Source organism: Streptomyces sp. NPDC002911, from assembly GCF_053591835.1.
The window spans coordinates 1-18,859 of record NZ_JBSFUO010000010.1 but is presented as its reverse complement, the minus strand read 5'-3'; the positions used below and the strand labels follow the sequence as shown (position 1 = coordinate 18,859).

Annotated in this window: 10 protein-coding genes; 4 read left to right on the top strand and 6 right to left on the bottom strand. The window is 70.5% G+C overall.

The genetic code is table 11. From position 1 onward, the window contains the following. Nucleotides 1–117: 117 nt before the first annotated feature. The 4 genes from ACWD04_RS17605 to ACWD04_RS17590 all read left to right on the top strand — a co-directional run bounded on the left by ACWD04_RS17605 (nt 118) and on the right by ACWD04_RS17590 (nt 5,130). Entirely contained in the window at nt 118–927 is an 810-nt protein-coding gene (locus ACWD04_RS17605) for a serine/threonine protein kinase (protein WP_451132816.1), read from the top strand. Then, nucleotides 924–2,501: a serine/threonine-protein kinase gene (locus ACWD04_RS17600; protein ID WP_451132814.1), complete on the top strand. Its 1,578-nt coding sequence runs from the start codon at nt 924–926 to the stop codon at nt 2,499–2,501. The genes ACWD04_RS17605 and ACWD04_RS17600 overlap by 4 nt, the downstream gene beginning before the upstream one ends. Nucleotides 2,502–2,868: 367 nt before the next feature. Continuing rightward, nucleotides 2,869–3,696 carry a pentapeptide repeat-containing protein gene (locus ACWD04_RS17595; RefSeq protein WP_451132812.1) on the top strand — a complete coding sequence of 276 codons (828 nt, stop codon included), beginning with the start codon at nt 2,869–2,871 and terminating at the stop codon, nt 3,694–3,696. Between the two features lie 201 nt (nt 3,697–3,897). Beyond that, entirely contained in the window at nt 3,898–5,130 is a 1,233-nt protein-coding gene (locus ACWD04_RS17590; RefSeq protein WP_451132810.1) for a cytochrome P450, read from the top strand. Between the two features lie 68 nt (nt 5,131–5,198). On the opposite strand, the gene fabD is transcribed toward ACWD04_RS17590, so the two are convergent. Genes fabD through ACWD04_RS17560 form a run of 6 tightly spaced genes read right to left on the bottom strand, consistent with a single transcriptional unit; the run spans nt 5,199 to nt 18,780 of the window. Next, entirely contained in the window at nt 5,199–7,097 is a 1,899-nt protein-coding gene (gene fabD / locus ACWD04_RS17585; protein ID WP_451132808.1) for an ACP S-malonyltransferase, read from the bottom strand. 4 nt (nt 7,098–7,101) lie between these two features. Continuing rightward, nucleotides 7,102–9,465, bottom strand: a complete 2,364-nt coding sequence (locus ACWD04_RS17580; RefSeq protein WP_451132806.1) for an enoyl-CoA hydratase/isomerase — start codon at nt 9,463–9,465, stop codon at nt 7,102–7,104. After that, nucleotides 9,453–10,715 carry a hydroxymethylglutaryl-CoA synthase family protein gene (locus ACWD04_RS17575; RefSeq protein WP_451132804.1) on the bottom strand — a complete coding sequence of 421 codons (1,263 nt, stop codon included), beginning with the start codon at nt 10,713–10,715 and terminating at the stop codon, nt 9,453–9,455. Before ACWD04_RS17575 ends, ACWD04_RS17580 begins: the two co-directional genes overlap by 13 nt. A gap of 20 nt (nt 10,716–10,735) precedes the next feature. Then, the gene (locus tag ACWD04_RS17570) at nt 10,736–12,013 is read right to left on the bottom strand and encodes a beta-ketoacyl synthase N-terminal-like domain-containing protein (RefSeq protein WP_451132802.1); all 1,278 of its coding nucleotides are present in this window, start codon (nt 12,011–12,013) and stop codon (nt 10,736–10,738) included. Between the two features lies 1 nt (nt 12,014). Continuing rightward, the gene (locus ACWD04_RS17565) at nt 12,015–12,269 is read right to left on the bottom strand and encodes an acyl carrier protein (RefSeq protein WP_451132800.1); all 255 of its coding nucleotides are present in this window, start codon (nt 12,267–12,269) and stop codon (nt 12,015–12,017) included. Nucleotides 12,270–12,318: 49 nt separating this feature from the next. Beyond that, a complete protein-coding gene (locus ACWD04_RS17560; RefSeq protein ID WP_451133120.1) occupies nt 12,319–18,780 on the bottom strand; it encodes an amino acid adenylation domain-containing protein in 6,462 nt (2,153 codons plus the stop codon). Between the last annotated feature and the right edge of the window lie 79 nt (nt 18,781–18,859).

Below are 18,859 nucleotides of genomic sequence, written 5' to 3'. Positions count from 1 at the left end.
ACGTCCTCGACCCCGGGCGGCCGGTTCCGGCGATGTGGCCGAAGTGCCGGTGGACTCCCCCGAGAGATGAGTATCGTTCCGCTGGTCCGACAAGCGACGCGTGGAACGGGGGGAGCGGTGAGCGGTGTAGTCGTCCATCTGCCGCGGGGAGGCGGAGGCGCCGACGGCGGCGAACCGCACGGTGACACGGTGACGTTACGGCTGGGTCCCGGCGAGGTCGCCCGCTTCGGACGAGGCTCCACGACGATCCCCGTCGAGCTGCGCCTCGACGACCCTGCGATCTCCCGGCTCGCCGGGGAGATCCATGTGACCGAAGACCACTGGCAGTTGACGAACCACAGCACCACCCACAGCTATCTCGTGGAGAACCCGGAGGGAGCGGGGGAATACCTGCGGGTTCCTCCGCGACGGGTCGGGGCGCCGATCCCGTTCGAGTTCTCGCGCGTCGTACTGCCCACGCGTGGTGACGTCTCGATCTCCTTCCAGGTGTTCGCTCCCGACCACGTCTATCTGGACCCGGAGGCCATGGGTGTCCCCTGGGGGAACAGCACGGTCACCGCGTACTCCCTGAACGAGACGGCCACGTACTTCCTCGTCCTGGTCGCGCTCTGCGAACCGCGCCTGCGCGACCAGTCACGGGTGGCGGTCCCCACCACTCCCCAGATCGTCGAGCGGCTCAGGGGGCACCTCAGCTGTGGCGAGCTGACGGCGCGGGCGGTCAGCTCGCACATCGACTACCTCGCCGAGGAGAAGCTGCGCATAGGCGCCCCGGACGCCCACGAGTCCGGCAAGGGCGACCGCCGCAACGGCAAGCGGGAGGAGATCGTCGGGCTGGCGCTGCGCTTCGGGCTCGTACGAGAGGAGCACCTCGCACTGTTGCCGCCCCTGGCGGGGGCCCGAGGGCGGGAGCGGCAGGCCGCACGATGAGGCCGCCGCACGGCCTGGGGGGCACCACGGGACGCGACGGGACGGGCCTGCTTCCACCCGGCTACCAGGTCGGAGACTGGGTGGTCACCCACCTGATCGGTTCCGGGGGCTGGTCCACGGTGTACGCGGCGCGACCGGCCGATGAGCACCCTGGCCGAACCGGCGGGACCGCCGCGCAGGCGGGCCCCACCGATGTCGCACTCAAGATCATGCCGATCGCCGGGCTCGCGCCACGCCAGGCGCGCCGGATCGTGGAATCCGCCCGCCGCGAGGTCGAACTCGGGCGCAGGGCCGGGCATCCCCGGCTGATCGGCCTTCTGGAGTCGTTCGTTCTCGCCGCTCCCGACCGCCCCGCCCTGGAGGGTGCGATCGTGCTGGTCATGGAACGGGCCGTCGGCAGTCTGCGGGAACTGGTCGACGCGGGCGTGCCCGAGGCCGATCGCGGCCGGCTGATCGCGGGTGTCTGCGAGGGACTCGCCCACCTCCACCGGTCGGGCTGGGTCCATGCCGATCTCAAGCCGGAGAACGTCCTGTTGGCCAGGGACCGCTCCGTGAAGCTCTCGGACTTCGGCCTCGCCACCGAGCTGACGGGGACACACGGGTACGCGCCTCCCATGGGCACCCTGGACTACTTCCCGCCCGAGCGCTGGAGGGCGCCTCTCGGCGAACGCGGCGTGCGGGTCCGGCCGACCGCGGACATCTGGGCACTGGGCATCGTCATCCACGAGGTGTTCGCGTCCGGCGCCTCACCGTTCGCCGGGGCCACACCCGTGGCGCGGGGCGCCGCGGTCCAGGAGTACGGCGAGGGGCGTGCGCCGCTGCGCATGGACCACGCCGTGCCGCCGTTCTGGCGCGCGCTGGCCGCCGACTGCCTCGCCCCGACCCACGAGACCCGCGCCCCCCACACCGCCGAGAGCCTGCTCGCCCGCATCGCCGCCCACCGGGAGACGCCCGGGGCGGGGGCGGGACCGCTGGGCGGCCGGGCCCGCGCCGCCTTCCTGGCCACCGCGCTGTGCGGGATCGCCGGCGCGACCCTGTGCTCGGACGGGGTACGGACGACGCCGGCCGCGCCGCCCGGCACGGTCCGGGTGTACAACGCGGAGCGGGGCTGCCAGGAGCGGGTCGACCGGGACCCGCGGTGCAGCTTGGGTCTGGCGATCGATCCCGTGCAGCCCTACACCGCGGGGAACGTCGTACCGACCCGGGTGTGGCACGGCGACGTTCTCACCGCCGACTGCCAGGTGCCCGACGGGGAGCCCATCATCGACGAGGAGGACCGGCGGTCCACCAGCTGGTTCCGCGTCCGCCTCCCGGCCGGCTCCGAGCCCCCCACGGCCTGGCTCCCCGCCGTACGCGCCGAGGAACGCCAGGCGCTGCCGGAGTGCCTCCACGGTGTCAGCCGGGGTCCTGTGCCGGATCCTCGCACGCACAGCGGCGACCTGGCACAACGACCGGACCGGGCAGCCCGCCGGGCGCCACTGCCGAAAGTCACGCGATCCAGTGAGACCCACCACATCCGGGGCACGTGGCACAGCCGTCATCCGCGCTGCGAGATACCGGGCTACGAAGAGTGACAGATGGCTTCGGCGTGGGGCCGGCCAGGACCGGGCGACCGCCCATGGCACCGGTGGGTGTGCTGCTCACCGGCGGCGTGCGGTGAACGCGTCTCGCCGTCCCTGTGGCGTGGATACGGCAGGTACGTCCTGGCGGGGGGCAGAACGTGCTGTCGAGGCGCGGCGCCCGGCCCACCGTCCTCGTCCGCACCGACCGGGCGGGCGTCGCGCCCGTTGCCCCGGAGGCGGGCGGGGGCCGGCGGGAGGCAAGTGGTAACGGCGCACGGGACCGGAGTAGGGTGGGAGGCTGCCTTCCCCGTGCGCAGGGCCGGACGTCGCAGGGGGTTCACGTGGTCCACCGCCCCGCCTCACCAGGAGAGCCGCCGTTTTGTCCCAGCACACCCCGAACGCCGCCAACCCCGACCTGCAGGCCGACTGCGGGAACTGCTTCGGCCTGTGCTGCGTGGCGCTCACCTTCACTCGCTCGGCGGACTTCGCCGCGGACAAGGCCGCCGGGACCCCGTGCAGCAACCTCCAGCAGGACTTCCGCTGCGGTATCCACGAGCGGCTGCGCGACAGCGGTTACAACGGCTGCACGGTCTTCGACTGCTTCGGGGCCGGGCAGAAGGTCTCCCAGGTTACTTTCGAGGGCCGCAGCTGGCGGGAAGATCCGGCTTCGGCCGGCACGATGTACGAGGTCTTCCCGGTCATGCGGCACTTGCACGAGCTGCTGCGGTACATCGCCGAGTCCATGGACCTCCCGGCCGCCCGGCCCGTCCACCGCGATCTGCGTCGCTTCTACGACCGGATCGACGCGATGACCCGGGACACGGCGGAGTCGCTGCTCGCCGTCGACGTGATGGCGTTGCGCGGGGAGGTGAACGGGCTGCTGCTGCGGGCCAGCGAGCTCGCCCGCGCCGACGTGCCCGGCCGTAAGAAGGACCACCGGGGTGCCGACCTCATGGGCAAGCGCATGCGGAGCGCCAAGCTGCGCGGGGCCAGCATGCGCGGCGCCTATCTGATCGCCGCCGACCTGTCGGGCGCGGACCTGCGGGAGGCGGACCTCATCGGTGCGGACCTGCGGGACGCGAACCTGTGCGGGGCGGACCTGACGGGAGCCCTGTTCCTCACGCAGCCGCAGCTCAACGCCGCCCGGGGTGACGGGGCGACGAAGATCCCGGCGGCCCTCCAGCGGCCCGGTCACTGGACCGCGTAGAGCCCGGACCTCGGCACGGCTCCGCCGGCGCGCGCAGGCCACCTTCGCGCACCGGGCGGGGACCTGCCGTCCGCTCCCCCGTTCGGCCGCCGCACGCGGCCTGACCTGGTGCTCCCGCGGCCCCGGGTAAGACCGGACCATGGGCCGCGTCTACTCTGTCTCAGCGTCAACTGATGCACGTCACGCGACAGAGGAGCAGAGATGCCCGGGGAAGCTCTCCCGAGTGAACAGATACCACTGTTCAATCCGTTCGCCGAGGGTTTCACCGACAATCCCTATCCGCAGTACGCCCTGCTGCGGCAGGCGGCTCCGGTCTACGCCCACCCGATGGGGTTCTGGGTCATCACCCGGTACGAGGACGTTTCGGCGCTCCTGCGTTCCGGTGCGTCGGTCGAGCTGCGCAACGTCACCTCGGGTGCGATGGTCAACCTGCGGCAGAAGGACGAGTCGCGCAAGACGCCGCTCATCGACGGCTTCTCGATGATCGACCGGGACGCACCGGATCACACGCGACTGCGCAAGCTGGTGCAGAAGGCCTTCACGCCGAAGTCGATCCAGGCGCTCGCGCCGCGCATCGGCGAACTCGTCGACGGGATGCTGGACCGGGTCGCCGACGAGGGCCGGGCGGATCTGGTTCCCGCACTGGCCTCTCCGCTGCCGTTCACCGTGATCGCGGAAATGCTGGGCGCGCCGTCCACCGACCATGCGCGGATCCGCGAGCTGAGCGGCACGATGGTCCGCTCCCTCGAACCGGTCGCGGACCCGGGCCTGATGCAGGCGATCGAGGCGGCGGACGAGGAGCTCGCCGGGATCACCGCCGAGATGATCGCCTGGAAGCGCCGTAATCCCTCCGACGACCTGATGACGGCTCTGATCGAGGCGGAGGAGGACGGCGACGCGCTCAGCGACGACGAACTGGTCGCCCAGATCCTGCTGCTCTACATCGCGGGTCACGAGACCACGGTGAATCTGCTCGCCGGCGGCACGCTGGCGCTGCTGCGCCACCCCGGCCAGTTCGCCGCGCTGCGCTCGGACGTCTCCTTGATGACGAACGCCGTCGACGAGCTGCTCCGTTACGACAGCCCGCTCCAGTCGAGCCGGCGGATCACCGTCGAGCCCACCGTGCTCAGCGGGGTCGAGATCCCTGCCGGTTCGTTCGTGATCGCGGGCCTGGCCTCGGCGAACCGGGACGAGCTGCACTGGGGTCCGGACGCTGACACCCTGCGCCTGGACCGGGAGGGCGCCCGGGGGCACGTCTCGTTCGGTTCCGGTTCGCACCACTGCCTGGGGGCTTCGCTGGCTCGGCTGGAGGCGAGTATCACCTTCGAGCGGATGCTGGGGCGGTTCCCGAAGCTGGCCCTCGACGGCGATGTGACGTGGAACGGCCGTATCAACGTGCGCGGTCCGGCCTCGCTGCCGGTGTCGGTCGGCTGAGCGGGCCCCTGAGCGGATACCACGAAGGGCTCACCGGGTCGTCCGGTGGGCCCTTTCGCGGTGCCGCCTCACACCAGGGCGGGGGTGTCCTCCCCGGTGACGGAGAGCAGTCCCTCGCGCAGCTTGGCCATCGACGCGGTGTTGTTCCCGAACTGGTTGATCGCGGACGCACCCCGGTGGTCGGGTCCGTAGCCGTGCTTCAGGAAGTTGACGAAGGAGCCGCTGGCGCTGAGGTCCACGAAGTAGTGCCGGCGCGGGGAGCGGAACGAGGTGGCCATCAGCTCGTCGAAGCGCACCCGGCCACGGATCACGTCCCAGACGTAGGTGTCCCAGCTCTCCAGCGAGTCGCTCTCCAGCTTCCCCGCGTAGGCGCAGGAGTAGACCGGCAACTGCGGCCGGCCGGCCGGCACGGCACGGCCGAGGCCGCGGCACTCGTGGCGGACGTCGTCGAGGAGGTTGGAGTGGAACGCGTACCGGACGGGCAGTCCGACGGCGATCACCCCCTCCTCGTCCAGCGCCGTGCGCGCCTCGACGATCCGCTCGCTCTCGCCGCTGACGACGAAGTTGCCCGTGGACTCCCCCGCGTAGTTGACGCCCGCCAGTGACAGGCCGGCGAACAGGTCACGTCGCCGCTGGTAGAGGTCCGGTGGGGCGAGGACACTGAGCATGCCGCCGGGGCGGCAGCGCGACTTCAGCAGATGGGCCTGCCGCATGACGAGGTCCAGGCCGTCCTCGAAGGACATCGCCCCGGCCACGGTCGCGGCGATGTACTCGCCCAGGCTGTGGCCGAGCACCGCGTCGGGGTGGAAGCCCTCGTCGCGCAGTGCCTCGGTCAGGCTCCATCCGATGCTGTAGAGGGCGGCGTGCGTCTGCAGGATGTCGTCGAAGTCCTGGCCCCGTCGGGTGGTGTCGTGGATGGCGGCCACGAGTGAGGTGCCGTTGGCCGCCTCGTACAGCTCGTCGCACCGGTCCATGGCGTCCCGGAACACCGGATGCGTGTCGTACAGCTGCTGCCCCATCCGGTGGTACTGGGTGCCCTGTCCCCCGTACATGAAGACGACTTCGGGCCGCTGCCTCGTCCGGCGCGGGGCGGGCGGAGCCTCGTCGAACGGCAGGGGATCCCGGCGGATCTTGTCGGTGAGCTTGGTCAGTACGTTGCCCGGGCCGATCTCGTGGAAGTCGTGGTGCCCCTGGCCCATCAGCCAGGAGACCGATTCGTACCACCTGACAGGGCTTGATATCTGCTGGACGAGCAGGTCCGCGTAACCGGTGGTGGGGTACGGCCGGGCCGTGAGGTTGGCGACCACGGGGATCGTGAGGGTACCGAGCCGGAATCCGGAGAGATGGCGGGCGAACTCGTCCTGCACCTCGGTCATGCAGCGCGAGTGGAAGGCGGCGCTCACGTGGAGGGGGATGAAGGCGGCTCCGGCCTCCGTGTAGGCGGCGCGGACGTCGGGTGCGAGGACTTCGTCGTAGTCGCCGGAGATGATGCACTGCTGACGTGAGTTGATGTTGGCGATGTCGATGCCGCGGTAGGGCAGACCGGCCAGGACCTCGGCCACCCGCTCCTGGTCCAGGTTCACCACGGCGGCCATCGCGCCCTTGGGAGCCCGGCTCATCAACTCGCCGCGCTTGCGCACCAGGTCGAGTCCGGTGGCGAAGTCGAAGGCACCGGCGGCGAACAGGGCGCAGTACTCCCCGAGGCTGTGTCCGGCCACGACGGCCGGCAGCTCCTCGCCGGAGGCGACGCGGTCCAGGTACTGCAGGGCGCTGACCGCGTAGAGGGCGGGCTGGGTGTACTCCGTCCTGCCCAGCACCCGGTCAGGGTCGTGGAGGCACAGTTCCCGGAGCGAGTAGCCGAGAACGTCGTCCGCCTGGGCCATCAGGTCCGGGAACTTCTCGAACAGCCCCTCGCCCATGCCCTTGCGCTGCGAGCCCTGTCCGGGAAATACATACACTGACTTCATGTGATCACTCAGCTGTCGTCGCGGGAATGACTGGTTCGCCGTGGAGGGCGGGGGCGGCGCGCGTGCCGTGTGCGGCGTACTCGCCGAGACGCCGGCCGAGCAGTGCGGCGGTCTCCCGCAGGAGTCGCTCCGCGATGACGTCGGCTCTGCGGCTGCGCCAGGGTTCCAGGTCGGTGCCCTTCACCCAGCTGTTGAAGGCGCCCATCGCGGGGCCGCAGTGGATCTGGTAGTCGACCCGCTGGGTGGTGCTGCCCCTCATGGCCAGCCGGGTGGAGTGGACGAAGTACCAGCGGAAGACGAGCGCCATCCTCTGCTTGGGGTTCCGCTCGGCCTCCGCGAGCCGGTCCGGGAAGCGCTGGGCCAGATGGGCGCGGGTCTCCTCCCACACCTCGTCGATCGAGCGCTTGAAGTACTTGTCCTCCAGCGTGGCCCGGGTCCGGGCGTCGAGCTCCTCGATCGCGTCGTGCCGCAGGTACAGCTCGTACAGCTTCTGGGCACGGGCCGGGAAGAAGGTCCCCTTCCTCACGGCCTGCACCCTGGCGCCGACCTCGAACATGTCGCCGGCGGGGGCGTAGTCCGTGTCGTGGGCGCCGAGGTCCTGGAGGATGTCCTTGACGGCGTCGCTGGTGCCGGCCTCCACGGTGCACTGGTTGATGGAGCCGGTCACGATGAACTCGGCGCCCAGGGTGAACGCCGCGAGCGCCGCCTCCGGGGAACCGATGCCGCCCGCCGCTCCGACGCGGACCTCGGCTTCGGGGGGGTATGTCTGCTCGCGGCACACCCGGTCGCGCAGGGCGCGCATCACGGGCATCAGCACATAGGCGTTGCCGCCGTCGGTGTGGCCTGCGGAGTCGGCCTCCACACAGAGGTCCTGGGCGAGCGGGACACGTGCGCCGAGCTCCGCCTGCTCGGGGGTGATCAGACCGCGGTCGAGCAGTTGGCGGACCAGTTCCGCCGGCGCCGGGCGCAGGAACCGCTCCGCGACCTCGGTACGCGACACCTTCGCGACGATGTGGTGGTCCTGCCGTATCCGGCCGTCGCCGTCCGTGCCGAGCCCCGCCAGCCGGTAACGCACGAGCGGGAGGGTCGGCCGGACGTAGGCCGATGCCTCGACGGAGCGGACCCCATGGCGCAGGTAGAGCTCCACCGTACGCATTTCCAGCTCGGGCTCCTGGGGGTTGCTGAGCAGGTTCATGCCGTAGGCGCGACCGGGGCGCAGGTCCCGCTTGATCCGCGTGATCGCGTCGTCGATGACGTCCGGGGTGAGTCCGCCGGTGCCGAAGAAGCCCAGCATTCCGGCGTTGCCGAGGGCGGTGACGAGTTCGGCCGAGGCGATGCCCTTGTACATCGCGCCCGCGGCGTAGTTGTAGTCGATGCCGTGCGTCTCGCGGAATCGGGGGTTGCCGAGAGCCTGGGGCGGGACGGCGAACCTTTCGGTGGGGTGGTGGTGCTGTGGTTCCACGGTGTCCTCGGTCGATGGGGCCCGCGGGCCTGGCGGGGCGGGCTGCTCGTCCTGGTCGGCCGGGGCCTGTTCCGTGGACACGCCGGGGGTGGAGCCCGGCGAGGGGGCGGGCGGGTCAGCCGTGGCGCTGTCCTCCCAGGGGAAGACGCCACGCTCCGCGTAACGCCGGATCGCCCGCACGTTGTCGGGGTCCGCGAACACCTCACGATTGGTGGCCAGTGCGACGCCCTTGGTGTGCTCGGAGATCGGGGACAGTTCCCGCAGGTACGCCTTGTAGCGCGCGACGCCCTTCTTGGAAAGGTGGCCCAGACGTTGCAGATGGCGGCGCACCAGCGCGTCGCTGTCCGCGCCGAGGGCGTCGACCAGCCCCCATTCGTGCGCCTGCCGGGCGTGGATGGTCTGGGTCGTACCGGCAAGGTAGTGGGCGCGCTGGAAGCCGGTCCGGCGGATCAGGTACGGCAGCACGACGGCCGGTATCAGCCCGAACAGCAGCTCGGAGAGGCTGAACGAGGCGCTTTCGTCCGCGATCACCACATCGCTCGCCGCCACCAGGCCCACTCCGCCCGCGTTCGCCCTGCCCCGGACGTGGGCGATGGTGAGGACGTCCCCGTACGCCATCCGCCGAAAGAGCTCGAACATGTGCTCGGGGTTGAACGCCGTGTCCTGGCCCTGGCGGGCCGCCGCGCTGATCGCGTGGAAGTCCGCACCGAAGCAGAACACCTCGGGCAGCCCTTCGAGGACGACGACGGTGACGGCCGGGGAGGCCGATGCCCTGGTGAAGACGTCGTTCAGCTCGTGCACGAGGTCGGCGTTGATGGCGTTGCCCGCCTCCGGCCGGTGGATGCGCGCGAACAGCACGCTGCCCTCCTCGCGCACCCGCAGGGTGGAGTAAGTCAGTCGATCCATGCGTACTCCCGGTGGAACTCCTTGATCGCCTTCAGTACGAGGCGCGGAGCCGACCCCGTGCCGCGCCGGGTGCGGGGGACGTACTCCTGGTTGACAACGGTGTCGCGGGTGCCGACCCGGACGAACTCGCTCTCCCGGAGGAGCGCGTCGTACTCGTCGAGGGACAGCTGGTAGCGGGCGTCCAGGTGACCCTCGATCCCCATGTCCCTCAGCCGCGCCGCGCCGTCGGGAGTCACCACGCCGCTGTAGAACTCGGAGCAGCAGCCGGATCCGTACGAGAACAGGCCGAGGCGCTGGGGTGAGTCGAAGCGGCCGTTGCAGACGGTGCCGGCCAGCGAGAGGAAGACCGTCGCGCCCATGATGTTCCCGACGCGGCGGCAGTAGGTCAGACCGGGCATGACGCGCCGTTCGAAGTCCTCGGCGATCTCGGCGCCCTTGGCCTTGGCGACCTTGCGCATCATCGTGCGGTGGGCACCCTTGACCATGCCTCCGAAAGGAGTGTGGAAGGCGAGGTACTGGAAGGAGTCACGGTAGTCGGCGCCCTCCACCTTGCCCTCGTACGCCAGGTATGCCTTCTCACAGCAGTCCAGGTACGACATCAGGGACAGGTCCACGTCGCCCGCCTCGCTGTCCGGCGCCGGACGGCAGGTGTCCATGACCTCGTAGCCGTAGTAGCCACTGGCGCCGACGTCGAGCTGGAAGACGTGCGGGGTGTCGCTGATCAGCATGGCCACCGCGCCCGCGCCGCCGCTCGGCTCCGCGTAGGCCCAGTCCTGCGCTGCCGCGTCGTCGCCGTCCTCGAGGATGTAGCGCGAGATGTCCGTGGCGATCACCAGGGCCTTGGCGCCCGGTGAGGTGCCGGAAAGGATCAGGTTGCAGGCCATCTGCAGCCCGGCCGTGCCGGCGTAGCATGCCTGCTTCAGCTCGAACATCCGGCAGTTGCGGCTCAGTCCGAGCTGGTCGTGCAGATAGGTGCTGGCCGACTTCGAGAAGTCGAAGCCGGACTCGGTGCAGGTGATCAGCAGCTCGATGCTGTCCTTCTCCGCCGCGCTCATCCGGTCGAGGATCGGCCTGGCCGCGTTGGCCCCGAAGGTCACCGGGTCCTCGAACGGCAGCGCGACGGTCTTCTCCTTCATCATCAGGTTGTTCAGTCTCGGGAGGTCGAGCTCCCGGTGCTTCGCCAGCTGCATGACGTCGAGCACTGCCGAGCCGCCAAACACATTCATCGCTTCGATACCGACGCGGGACATGACGTACGTTCATCTGCTCTCTATGAGCCGCATGCGCTCATGCACAGTGCGGTGTTGATGCCACCGAAGCCCATGCTCAGGTTCAGGCAGTGGCGGACCTCGGCCTCTACGGCCTCGTCGCGCACCCAGCGCAGGGACGCGTCGATCGGGTCGGTGAGATTGCGGGTCGGGTGCAGTCGTCCGAGCTTCATCTGGAGGAGCGTGGCGACCGCCTCCACGGCCCCGGCCGCCGTCAGACCGTGACCGGTGATCGACTTCGTGGCGTTGATCGCGGCATGCGTGAGGCCGCAGGCCCGCAGCGCCGCCACCTCCGTCTCGTCTCCGACGTGGGAGGCGGTGCCGTGAGGGTTGACGTAGTCGATGGCGTCGGCGGTCAACCCGGCCCGGTCGAGGGCCTGGCGGATCGCCCGGATCTCGCCGTCCAGGGAGGGATCGGGGTTGCGGTTGCCGTCCAACTGCACCGACCAGCCGCTGAGCCGCGCGTAGAGGGTGTCCTCCTGCCCCGGCCGGGCGCCCCGGCGCTCGATGACCAGCGCGCCGCACGCCTCGCCGAAGACGAAGCCGGCCCGCTGCCGGTCGAAGGGCCGGCAGGCCAGGCCGGGGGCGTGCGCGCTCTCCTCGGACGCCATGGCGCCCATCGATTGCAGCCCCAGCAGCTCCCAGTACGACAGGTCCGCCAGCGCGCCCACAGCGATGCAGACGTCGACCCGGCCGGAGGCGACCGCCTCCGCCGCCTCGATGATCGCGAGCTGGCCGCTCGCCGAGGCTCCGCCCACGGTGTGGGCGAAGCCGCGAACGGAGAACGCGCTGGTGCACAGCCCGCACAGGTCCGTGTCCAGGAAGGACATGCCGTAGCGGGGCCGCAGGAAGCGCGGCTTGGCCCGGTGCCTGTCGTGCGCCAGGACCTGTTCCCGCTGCTGGAGATTGCTGCCTCCGATGACGAGGCCGATCCGCTCGGGGTCGAACTCGTCCAGCCGGGCCTCGGTCCATGCCTCTTCGAGGGTGACCAGGGCGGCCTGTCCGGTGAGGGAGACGGTCCGCAGGTCCCGCGCTGCCAGCCGGGTGGTGGGCTCCAGCCTCGGTATCTCGGCGCCCACGAACCGGGTGCCGAGCTGCCGGCCGGGGCGGTCCATGACCGCGAATCCATGGTCCCCGGCGAACAGGCCCCGTGCGAAGGCGTCCTTGCCCTGGCCGATGGCGCTGGTGACGCCCAGCCCGGTGACCACGAGTTCGGGGTCGGCGCAATCCGTGGTGGCGGCGATGTCGGCGGTGGCAGGGTTGCCGCCGGAGTCCCTCATGTCACCCGGCCCTGACCGCTGCTTTTTCGCTCAGCCGCTCGGCGAGTTCGCCCAGATTCCGCGGGCCGTAGGTGTCGACCAGCGGTATCTCCAGGTCCATCTCCTCCAGCACGGTCATCACTATCTCCGCGCGGTCCATGGAGTTCGCGCCGAGATCCTCCAGGGAATCGGAATACCGGAAGGTGTGGTCGGCGAGTTCGGGGAGGATCTCGCGGACCGCTTCGGTAATCAGCGGAAAGACTTCTTCCTTGGTCATATGCGCACCAGCAATCTGTGAATACGACGGACAGGGGTGGGGTGGTGACCTATCCGAGAGAGCTGTCCGCCGCCGCTTCACGCAGCTGCGAGACGCTCGCCCCGGGATTCGTCACCATCTTGAGCAGCAACCTCTCATAGGTGGCCGCCATTTCCTCGATCGTCTCCCTGGCGAACAGGTCGGTGCTGTACTCCAGGTATCCGTGCAGTCCCGCGGGTGTCTCCCGGACGACGAGGTTGAGGTCGAACTTCGCCACTCCGCTGTCGGTCCGCAGCGGCACGAACGCCAGGTGCCCGGCCTCCTCGTCCCGCGGTGCGGGTCCGGCCGCCGGCACCAGGTTGAACATGATCTGGAACAGCGGGGTGTGGGCGGGGTCCGGCTTCGGTACGAGCTCCCGGGCCAGGTCCGCGAAGGGAATGTCCTTGTGCTCATGGGCCGCGGCCGTGACCCGCTTGGCCTGTCCCAGCAGTTCGCCGAAGCCCTGGCCGGCGGTCACGTCGAGCCGCATCACCAGTACGTTGATGAAGTAGCCGACGAGCCGTTCCAGCTCCGGCAGGGGCCGGTTGGTGACCGGGGAACCGATCGCGAGTTCGCGGTCCGGGGTGTACGCGCCGAGCAGCGCCGCGTACGCCGACAGGAGCGTCATGTAGAGCGTGCCGCCCTGCTCCTGGCTGAAGCGGTGGAGCTGCCCGAGCACCTCCGAGGGGACCTTCAGCTCGACCGCCGACCCCTGGTACGACTTGACCGGGGGCCGTCGGTAGTCGGTGCGCAGCGACGTGCACGTCGGCAGTGCGGCAAGCTGGGAGCGCCAGTACGCCCTCTGCTCCTCGCGGGCCGCCTCGTCCACCGCGCGCAGCTGCCAGTGGGCGAAGTCCGGGTACTGCACGGGCAGCTCCGGCAGGGACGGCTTCTCCCCCCGGCTCAGCGCCCGGTAGGCGGCGTTCAGTTCGGCCACGAATATGCCGGTGGACCAGCCGTCGAAGATGCCCCACGGCCTGGTCACCACGGCGACGTGCTCGTACTCCGACAGGGTCAGGAGGTGGACGCGCAGCATGTGCCGGTCGTCAGGGGCGAACGGCCGTACCCGCTCGGCCCGCAGCAGTTCGGCGACCGCGCTGTCACCGGTGACCTCCTCGAAGGCCACGGAGAAGCCGGACACGTCGTTCACGCGCTGGGTGAGGGAGTCGCCGCACCGCACGTAGCTGGTGCGCAGGATCGCGTGGCGGGCGACGAGCGCCTCGAACGCGCCCGCGTAGGAACGGGCGTCCAGCCTGCCGATGATCCGGTAGGCCATCTGTACGTTGTCGTACGCCGATCCCAGGTGCTCGTGCGGGTTGAGGAACCACAGTTCGCTCTGCTGGAACGAGAGCGGGACCGCCTCGGCGCCGTCGGTGACGGGCAGAAGCGGGACGCTCCGCGCCGGGGCGGTGCTCGGTGCGGCGTCCAGTGCCTCGGCCATCTCGCCGATGGTGGCGCCGGAGAGGATCGTCTGGAGCGGCAATTCCTTGCCCGTCCCCTGCTTCACCCGGATGGTGAGACGGGTGGCGAGGAGGGAGTGACCGCCCAGGTCGAAGAAGCCGTCCTGGAGGCCGACGCGCTCCAGCCCGAGGACGTCCTGGACCAGCCGGCACAGGACGAGCTCGGTGGCGCTGCGCGGTGCGACGTACACCTCCTTGTGCACATCGGCCTCGTCTGGCGTGGGGAGCGCCTGCTTGTCGACCTTGCCGTTGGGGGTCAGGGGCAACTCCTCGAGTGCCACGAAGACGCTGGGCACCATGTACTCGGGCACCTTGCCGGACAGGTGCTCCTTGAGCGTCCGGGTCATCTCCTGGCCGGTGCCGGCGATCTGCGGGACGTTCGCCAGGTACGACCGGCGGTAGTCCTCACGGGCCCGCGCACGGGGCGGCTCCCCCTTGGCGAGAATCACGTCGAGGCCGTCCAGCCGGTCCTGGGACCAGGTCACCGCGACGTGGTGGCCGAGCTCCTCGGCGTACCGGAGTACGGCTTCGAGCTCCCGCACCTGCGCGGCGGCGTCGTCGGAGAGGCGTGAGGCGCCGGCGAGGGGCTCCACCTGCGTCCGGGAGGGCCAGCGGGCCAGGCCCCGGCTGACGCGGACGTCCTCGGCGACCTTCGGGTTGACCAGTCCGGTGACGCCGAAGCGGGGGTGCCCGCCGTCTTCCAGGAGGGTGCGCAGCTCACCGGGGGTGGTGGCGGTCAGCCACGGCAGGTTCTCGGGCGGCGCGGCGGCGCCCTTGGTCAGGACGACGTCGTAGCGGTAGCTGAGCATCTCGTTGTCGCCCAGTCCGCGCTTGACCGTGAGGTCGACGGAGCCGATCCGGGGGAAGCGGTCGGTGAGTGCCGCGAAGTAGCTGGGGCTGACCAGCAGTTCGGTCTCCTGCTGGCGGCGGCGCTGCACCTGCCGGGCGAGCGTGCCGACGGAGGTGCGCACGGGCAGCCGGCTGCGTTCCACGGCGCCGACGTGGGCGGAGAACAGATCGAGGTTCCTGACGTCCCCGATCATGATCCGGCCGCCGTCCGCGACGAGGGGGAGCAGACGCTCGATCACCTCCTCCAGATACAGCCGGTTCGGGAAGTACTGCACGACGGAGTTGACGACGACGGTGTCGAACTTCTCCGTCCCCGGAGGCACGGTCACGGACCGGGCGTCACCCTGGCTGAGGGTGACGTGGGACCAGCCGCGGCGGTCGACCCCGCGACGTACCCCGGCCAGGGCCGAGGCGGAGATGTCGAACGCGTGCACCGCTTCGCAGGCTTCGGCGTAGCGGAAGAGGAGGAGTCCGGTTCCGCAGCCGACCTCCAGCAGGCGCCGGGGCCGGAACGCTTCGATCTGGCGGACCGTGCCGTCGATCCACTCGCCCATCTCGGCCTCGGGGACGGGCTCCCCGGTGTAGCTGCTGTTCCAGCCGATCAGGCTGGGCCCGTCGGTGGCGTCGTCCTCGGCCGGGCCGGAGTACTGGTCCTCGAAGAGCTCCTGCCACTGCTCGAGGCGTTCGGCGTTCTGGTCCCGGGCCGTGGTGTCGAGCCATTCCGACGTGGGCCGTACGTACGCGACGAGCCTCTTGGTCTCGCCCGCGGCCTGGGTGGTGACGACGGCGCTCCGTACGGAGGAATGGGACAGCAGCGCGTTCTCGATCTCGCCGAGCTCGACGCGGAAACCCCGCACCTTCACCTGGTCGTCGGCACGGCCGATGAACTCCAGGGTGCCGTCGGGCAGCCATCGGGCCAGGTCGCCCGTGCGGTACAGCCGGGCGCCGGGCTCGTCGGCGAAGGGGTCGGTGACGAACCGGAGCCCGGCGAGCTCCGGGTTGTCGAGATAGCCGCGTGCCACACCGGGGCCGCCCACGCACAGTTCTCCCACGACACCGCACGGCACCGGCCGCAGACCCGCGTCGAGCACGTACGCGGTGGATTGGGCGATGGGCCTGCCGATCGGGATGACGGCGTCCTCGGCGATGTCCCGGGGAATGACGTGGCAGGTGGAGGCGATGCTGTTCTCGGTGGGGCCGTAGGCGTTGACGACGGTCAGCCCGGGGTATGCCCGGTGGAGCCGGCGTACGTCCTTCGCGGAGAACGCCTCGCCACCCACGCCCAGGTACTCCAGCGCCAGGCTCCGCCCCTGTGCGGCCTCCGCGAAGGCCGGGAGGAAGGCCGCCGACAGGGCCATCATGGTGACGCCGGAGCGCTCCACCCGGTCGAGCAGACGGCCTACGTCCTTGGAGTCGCCGTCGTGCAGGACCAGCCGGCCGCCGGACAGCAGCGGGCCGAGGACCTCCTGCGAGCCCACGTCGAACGAGATCGACGAGTGGTGGAGCATGACGGTGGCGGAGGTGGTCGGGAAGTAGTCGGGATTGCGCACCAGACGGACGACGCCGCGCTGTTCCACGAGGACACCCTTGGGTAGCCCGGTGGAACCGGAGGTGAAGATGACGTAGGCGAGGTGGTCGGGGGTGAGCCCCAGCTCCGCCCGGGTCAGGTCGCTCTCCGGCCGGCCGGAGAGCACCTGGGCGCGGTCGTCGGCGCGTTCCCCGGTGTCCAGGTGGACGACCTGGGGGCTGACGCCGTCCGAGGTGCCTTCGAGGAGTGAGTCCGGCTGGGTCGACTGGCTGAGCACGATCTCCACGCCGGAGCTGACGACCAGGGTGCGTATGCGTTCCTGGGGGTAGCCCGGGTCGATGGGGACGTAGGCCCCGCCCGCCTTGAGGATGCCGAGCAGCCCGACCACCATCTCCGGCGAGCGCTGTGCGCACAGGCCGACGAGGGTGTCCGGGCCCACGCCCTGTTCCCGCAGGTAGTGGGCGACACGGTTGGCGCGGGCGTTGGTCTGCGCGTAGGTCAGGCGCTGGTCGCCGTACTCGACGGCGACGGCGTCCGGCCGCTCGCGCACCTGCTCCTCGAAGAGCTCGGACAGGCAGTGGTCGTCGGGGTAGGGCTTGGCGGTGTCGTTCCACTCGGTCAGCAGACGGTGGCGCTCCGTGGGCGGGACGACGTCGATGTCGAGCGCCCGGATGCCGGCTCCGTCGTCGTCGGCCAGCGCGGCGACGATCCCGGACAGCGCGGCTTCCACGTACCCCAGGACCGCGTCCGGCGAGAGGGTGGCGTCGACCTGCGCGTTCAGGGAGAGTTCGGTCCCGGTGTCGTCGACCGACACACCGACCGGGTAGTTGGTGCGGTCCAGGGAGCCCAGCCAGCGGATGCCCAGATCCTCCAGGGTGGCCGGGCCCTCGTCGTCCCGGCGGGGCTCGAAGTACCGGTAGTTGATCATCGAACTGAACAGGGTGGCGTCGCTGTCCAGACCGCTGGACCGCTGGGCCAGGGTGAGCGCGCTCTGCTCGTAGGAGACCAGTTCCTTCAGGCGGGTGTCGACGTCGGACACCAGCTCCTGGACGCTGCGGTCACCCAGCTGTACCCGCAGGGGCAGGGTGTTGATGAAGTTGCCCAGCATCCGCTCGACACCGGGTACGCCTTGGAGCCGTCCGGACAGGACGGTGCCGAACACCACGTCGTCGCGCCCGCTGGTGGCCCCGGCCACCAGGGCCCACGCCGCGTGGAAGAGGCCCGCGGGGCTGATGCGCAGGCGGCGGGCCTGCGCGCGCAGGTCGCGTGTCAGGCCGGCGGGGAGCGAGCGGCGCAGGTCGCGGACCCGGCTTCCGTCGCCGTGCACGTCCACCAGCTGGAACGGTGTGGTCGGCTCGGTGACGTCGCCCAGCTCCTGACGGAAGAATGCCTCCGCGTCGTTGGAGGCCAGCTGGTGCAGGGTGTGGCCGACGAAGTCGCGGTAGGCCGGGGGCGGGGCCAGTCGCTCCGGACGGCCGGCCATGTGGGCCGTCAGTTCGTCGAGGATGAGCCGCAGGGACGTCGCGTCCTCGATGAGGTGGTGCACGCTCAGGAGCAGGTAGTGCTGTGCCGAGTGCCGGTCGGCGGCGACCTCGAGCCGCAGGAGCGGCGCCCGGTCCAGCCTCATGGCGCCCGGTCGGGACAGCCGGGCGCGGGCCTGCCGCTCGGCGTCCTCGTCCGGGTCGAGGGTCAGCCGCTCGACCTCCAGGCGTACGTCACGCAGCACGACCTGTACCGGTTCGGGCAGGCCCTCGGTGAGCACGGCGGTGCGCATCACGTCATGGCGGTCCACCAACGCCTGGAGAGCGGCCACGAAGGAGTCGCACACCTGCTGGTCGGGGGCGACGAGCAGGATCGGGATGACGTACGGGTCGTTCGCGGGATCCATCAGGTGATGGAAGAGGATGCCTTCCTGCGACGGTACGAGCGGGTAGATGTCCTGCACGTTGGGAGCGCCGCCGGGCACCTTCTCCACGACGGAGTCGATCTCGGCCTGGCCGAGCCGGATCAGCGGCAGCATCTGCGGGGTGATCCGCTCGCAGTCGGGCGGGATCGGGTTCTCCGGAACCTGGTAGGCGGGGCCGCCGCCCGTCCCTCGGTCGATCTCGGCTGCCAGGTCGGCCAGCGTGGGGCTGTCGAAGACGCTGCGTACGGTGACGTCCAGCCCGTGTTCCTTGAGCCGGGCTATCAGGACGGTGATGAGCAGGGAGTGCCCGCCCAGCGCGAAGAAGTTGTCGTGGGTGCTGACGCGTTCCTCGTCGAAGCCCATCAGCTCGGCCCAGGCGGAGCTGAGGATCCGCTCGGTGGCGGTCCTGGGCGGCGCGTAGTCACGCTGGGCGTAGGCGTCGATCGCCGGAGCGGGAAGCGCCTTGCGGTCGAGCTTGCCGTTGGAAGTGATCGGCAGCCGCTCCAGCGCCACGAAGGCGCCGGGAACCATGTAGTCGGGGAGCGTCCGCCGCAGGTGGCGCGCGAGTTCGGCGCGGTGGTCGGGTGTGCCCGGCCCGTCGACGGAGGGGGCACCACCGGAGAAGTCGTCGTCGGAGGGGGCGTCGGTCAGGACGACGTAGGCCACCAGTTGCCTCTCGCCGGGCTGGTCCTCCCGGGCCAGCACGGCACAGGAGCGTACGGCGGGGTGTTCGGCGAGTTTCGCTTCGATCTCCCCGAGTTCGATACGGAATCCACGGATCTTGACCTGCTCGTCATTCCGGCCCAGATACTCCAGCGTGCCGTCCGAG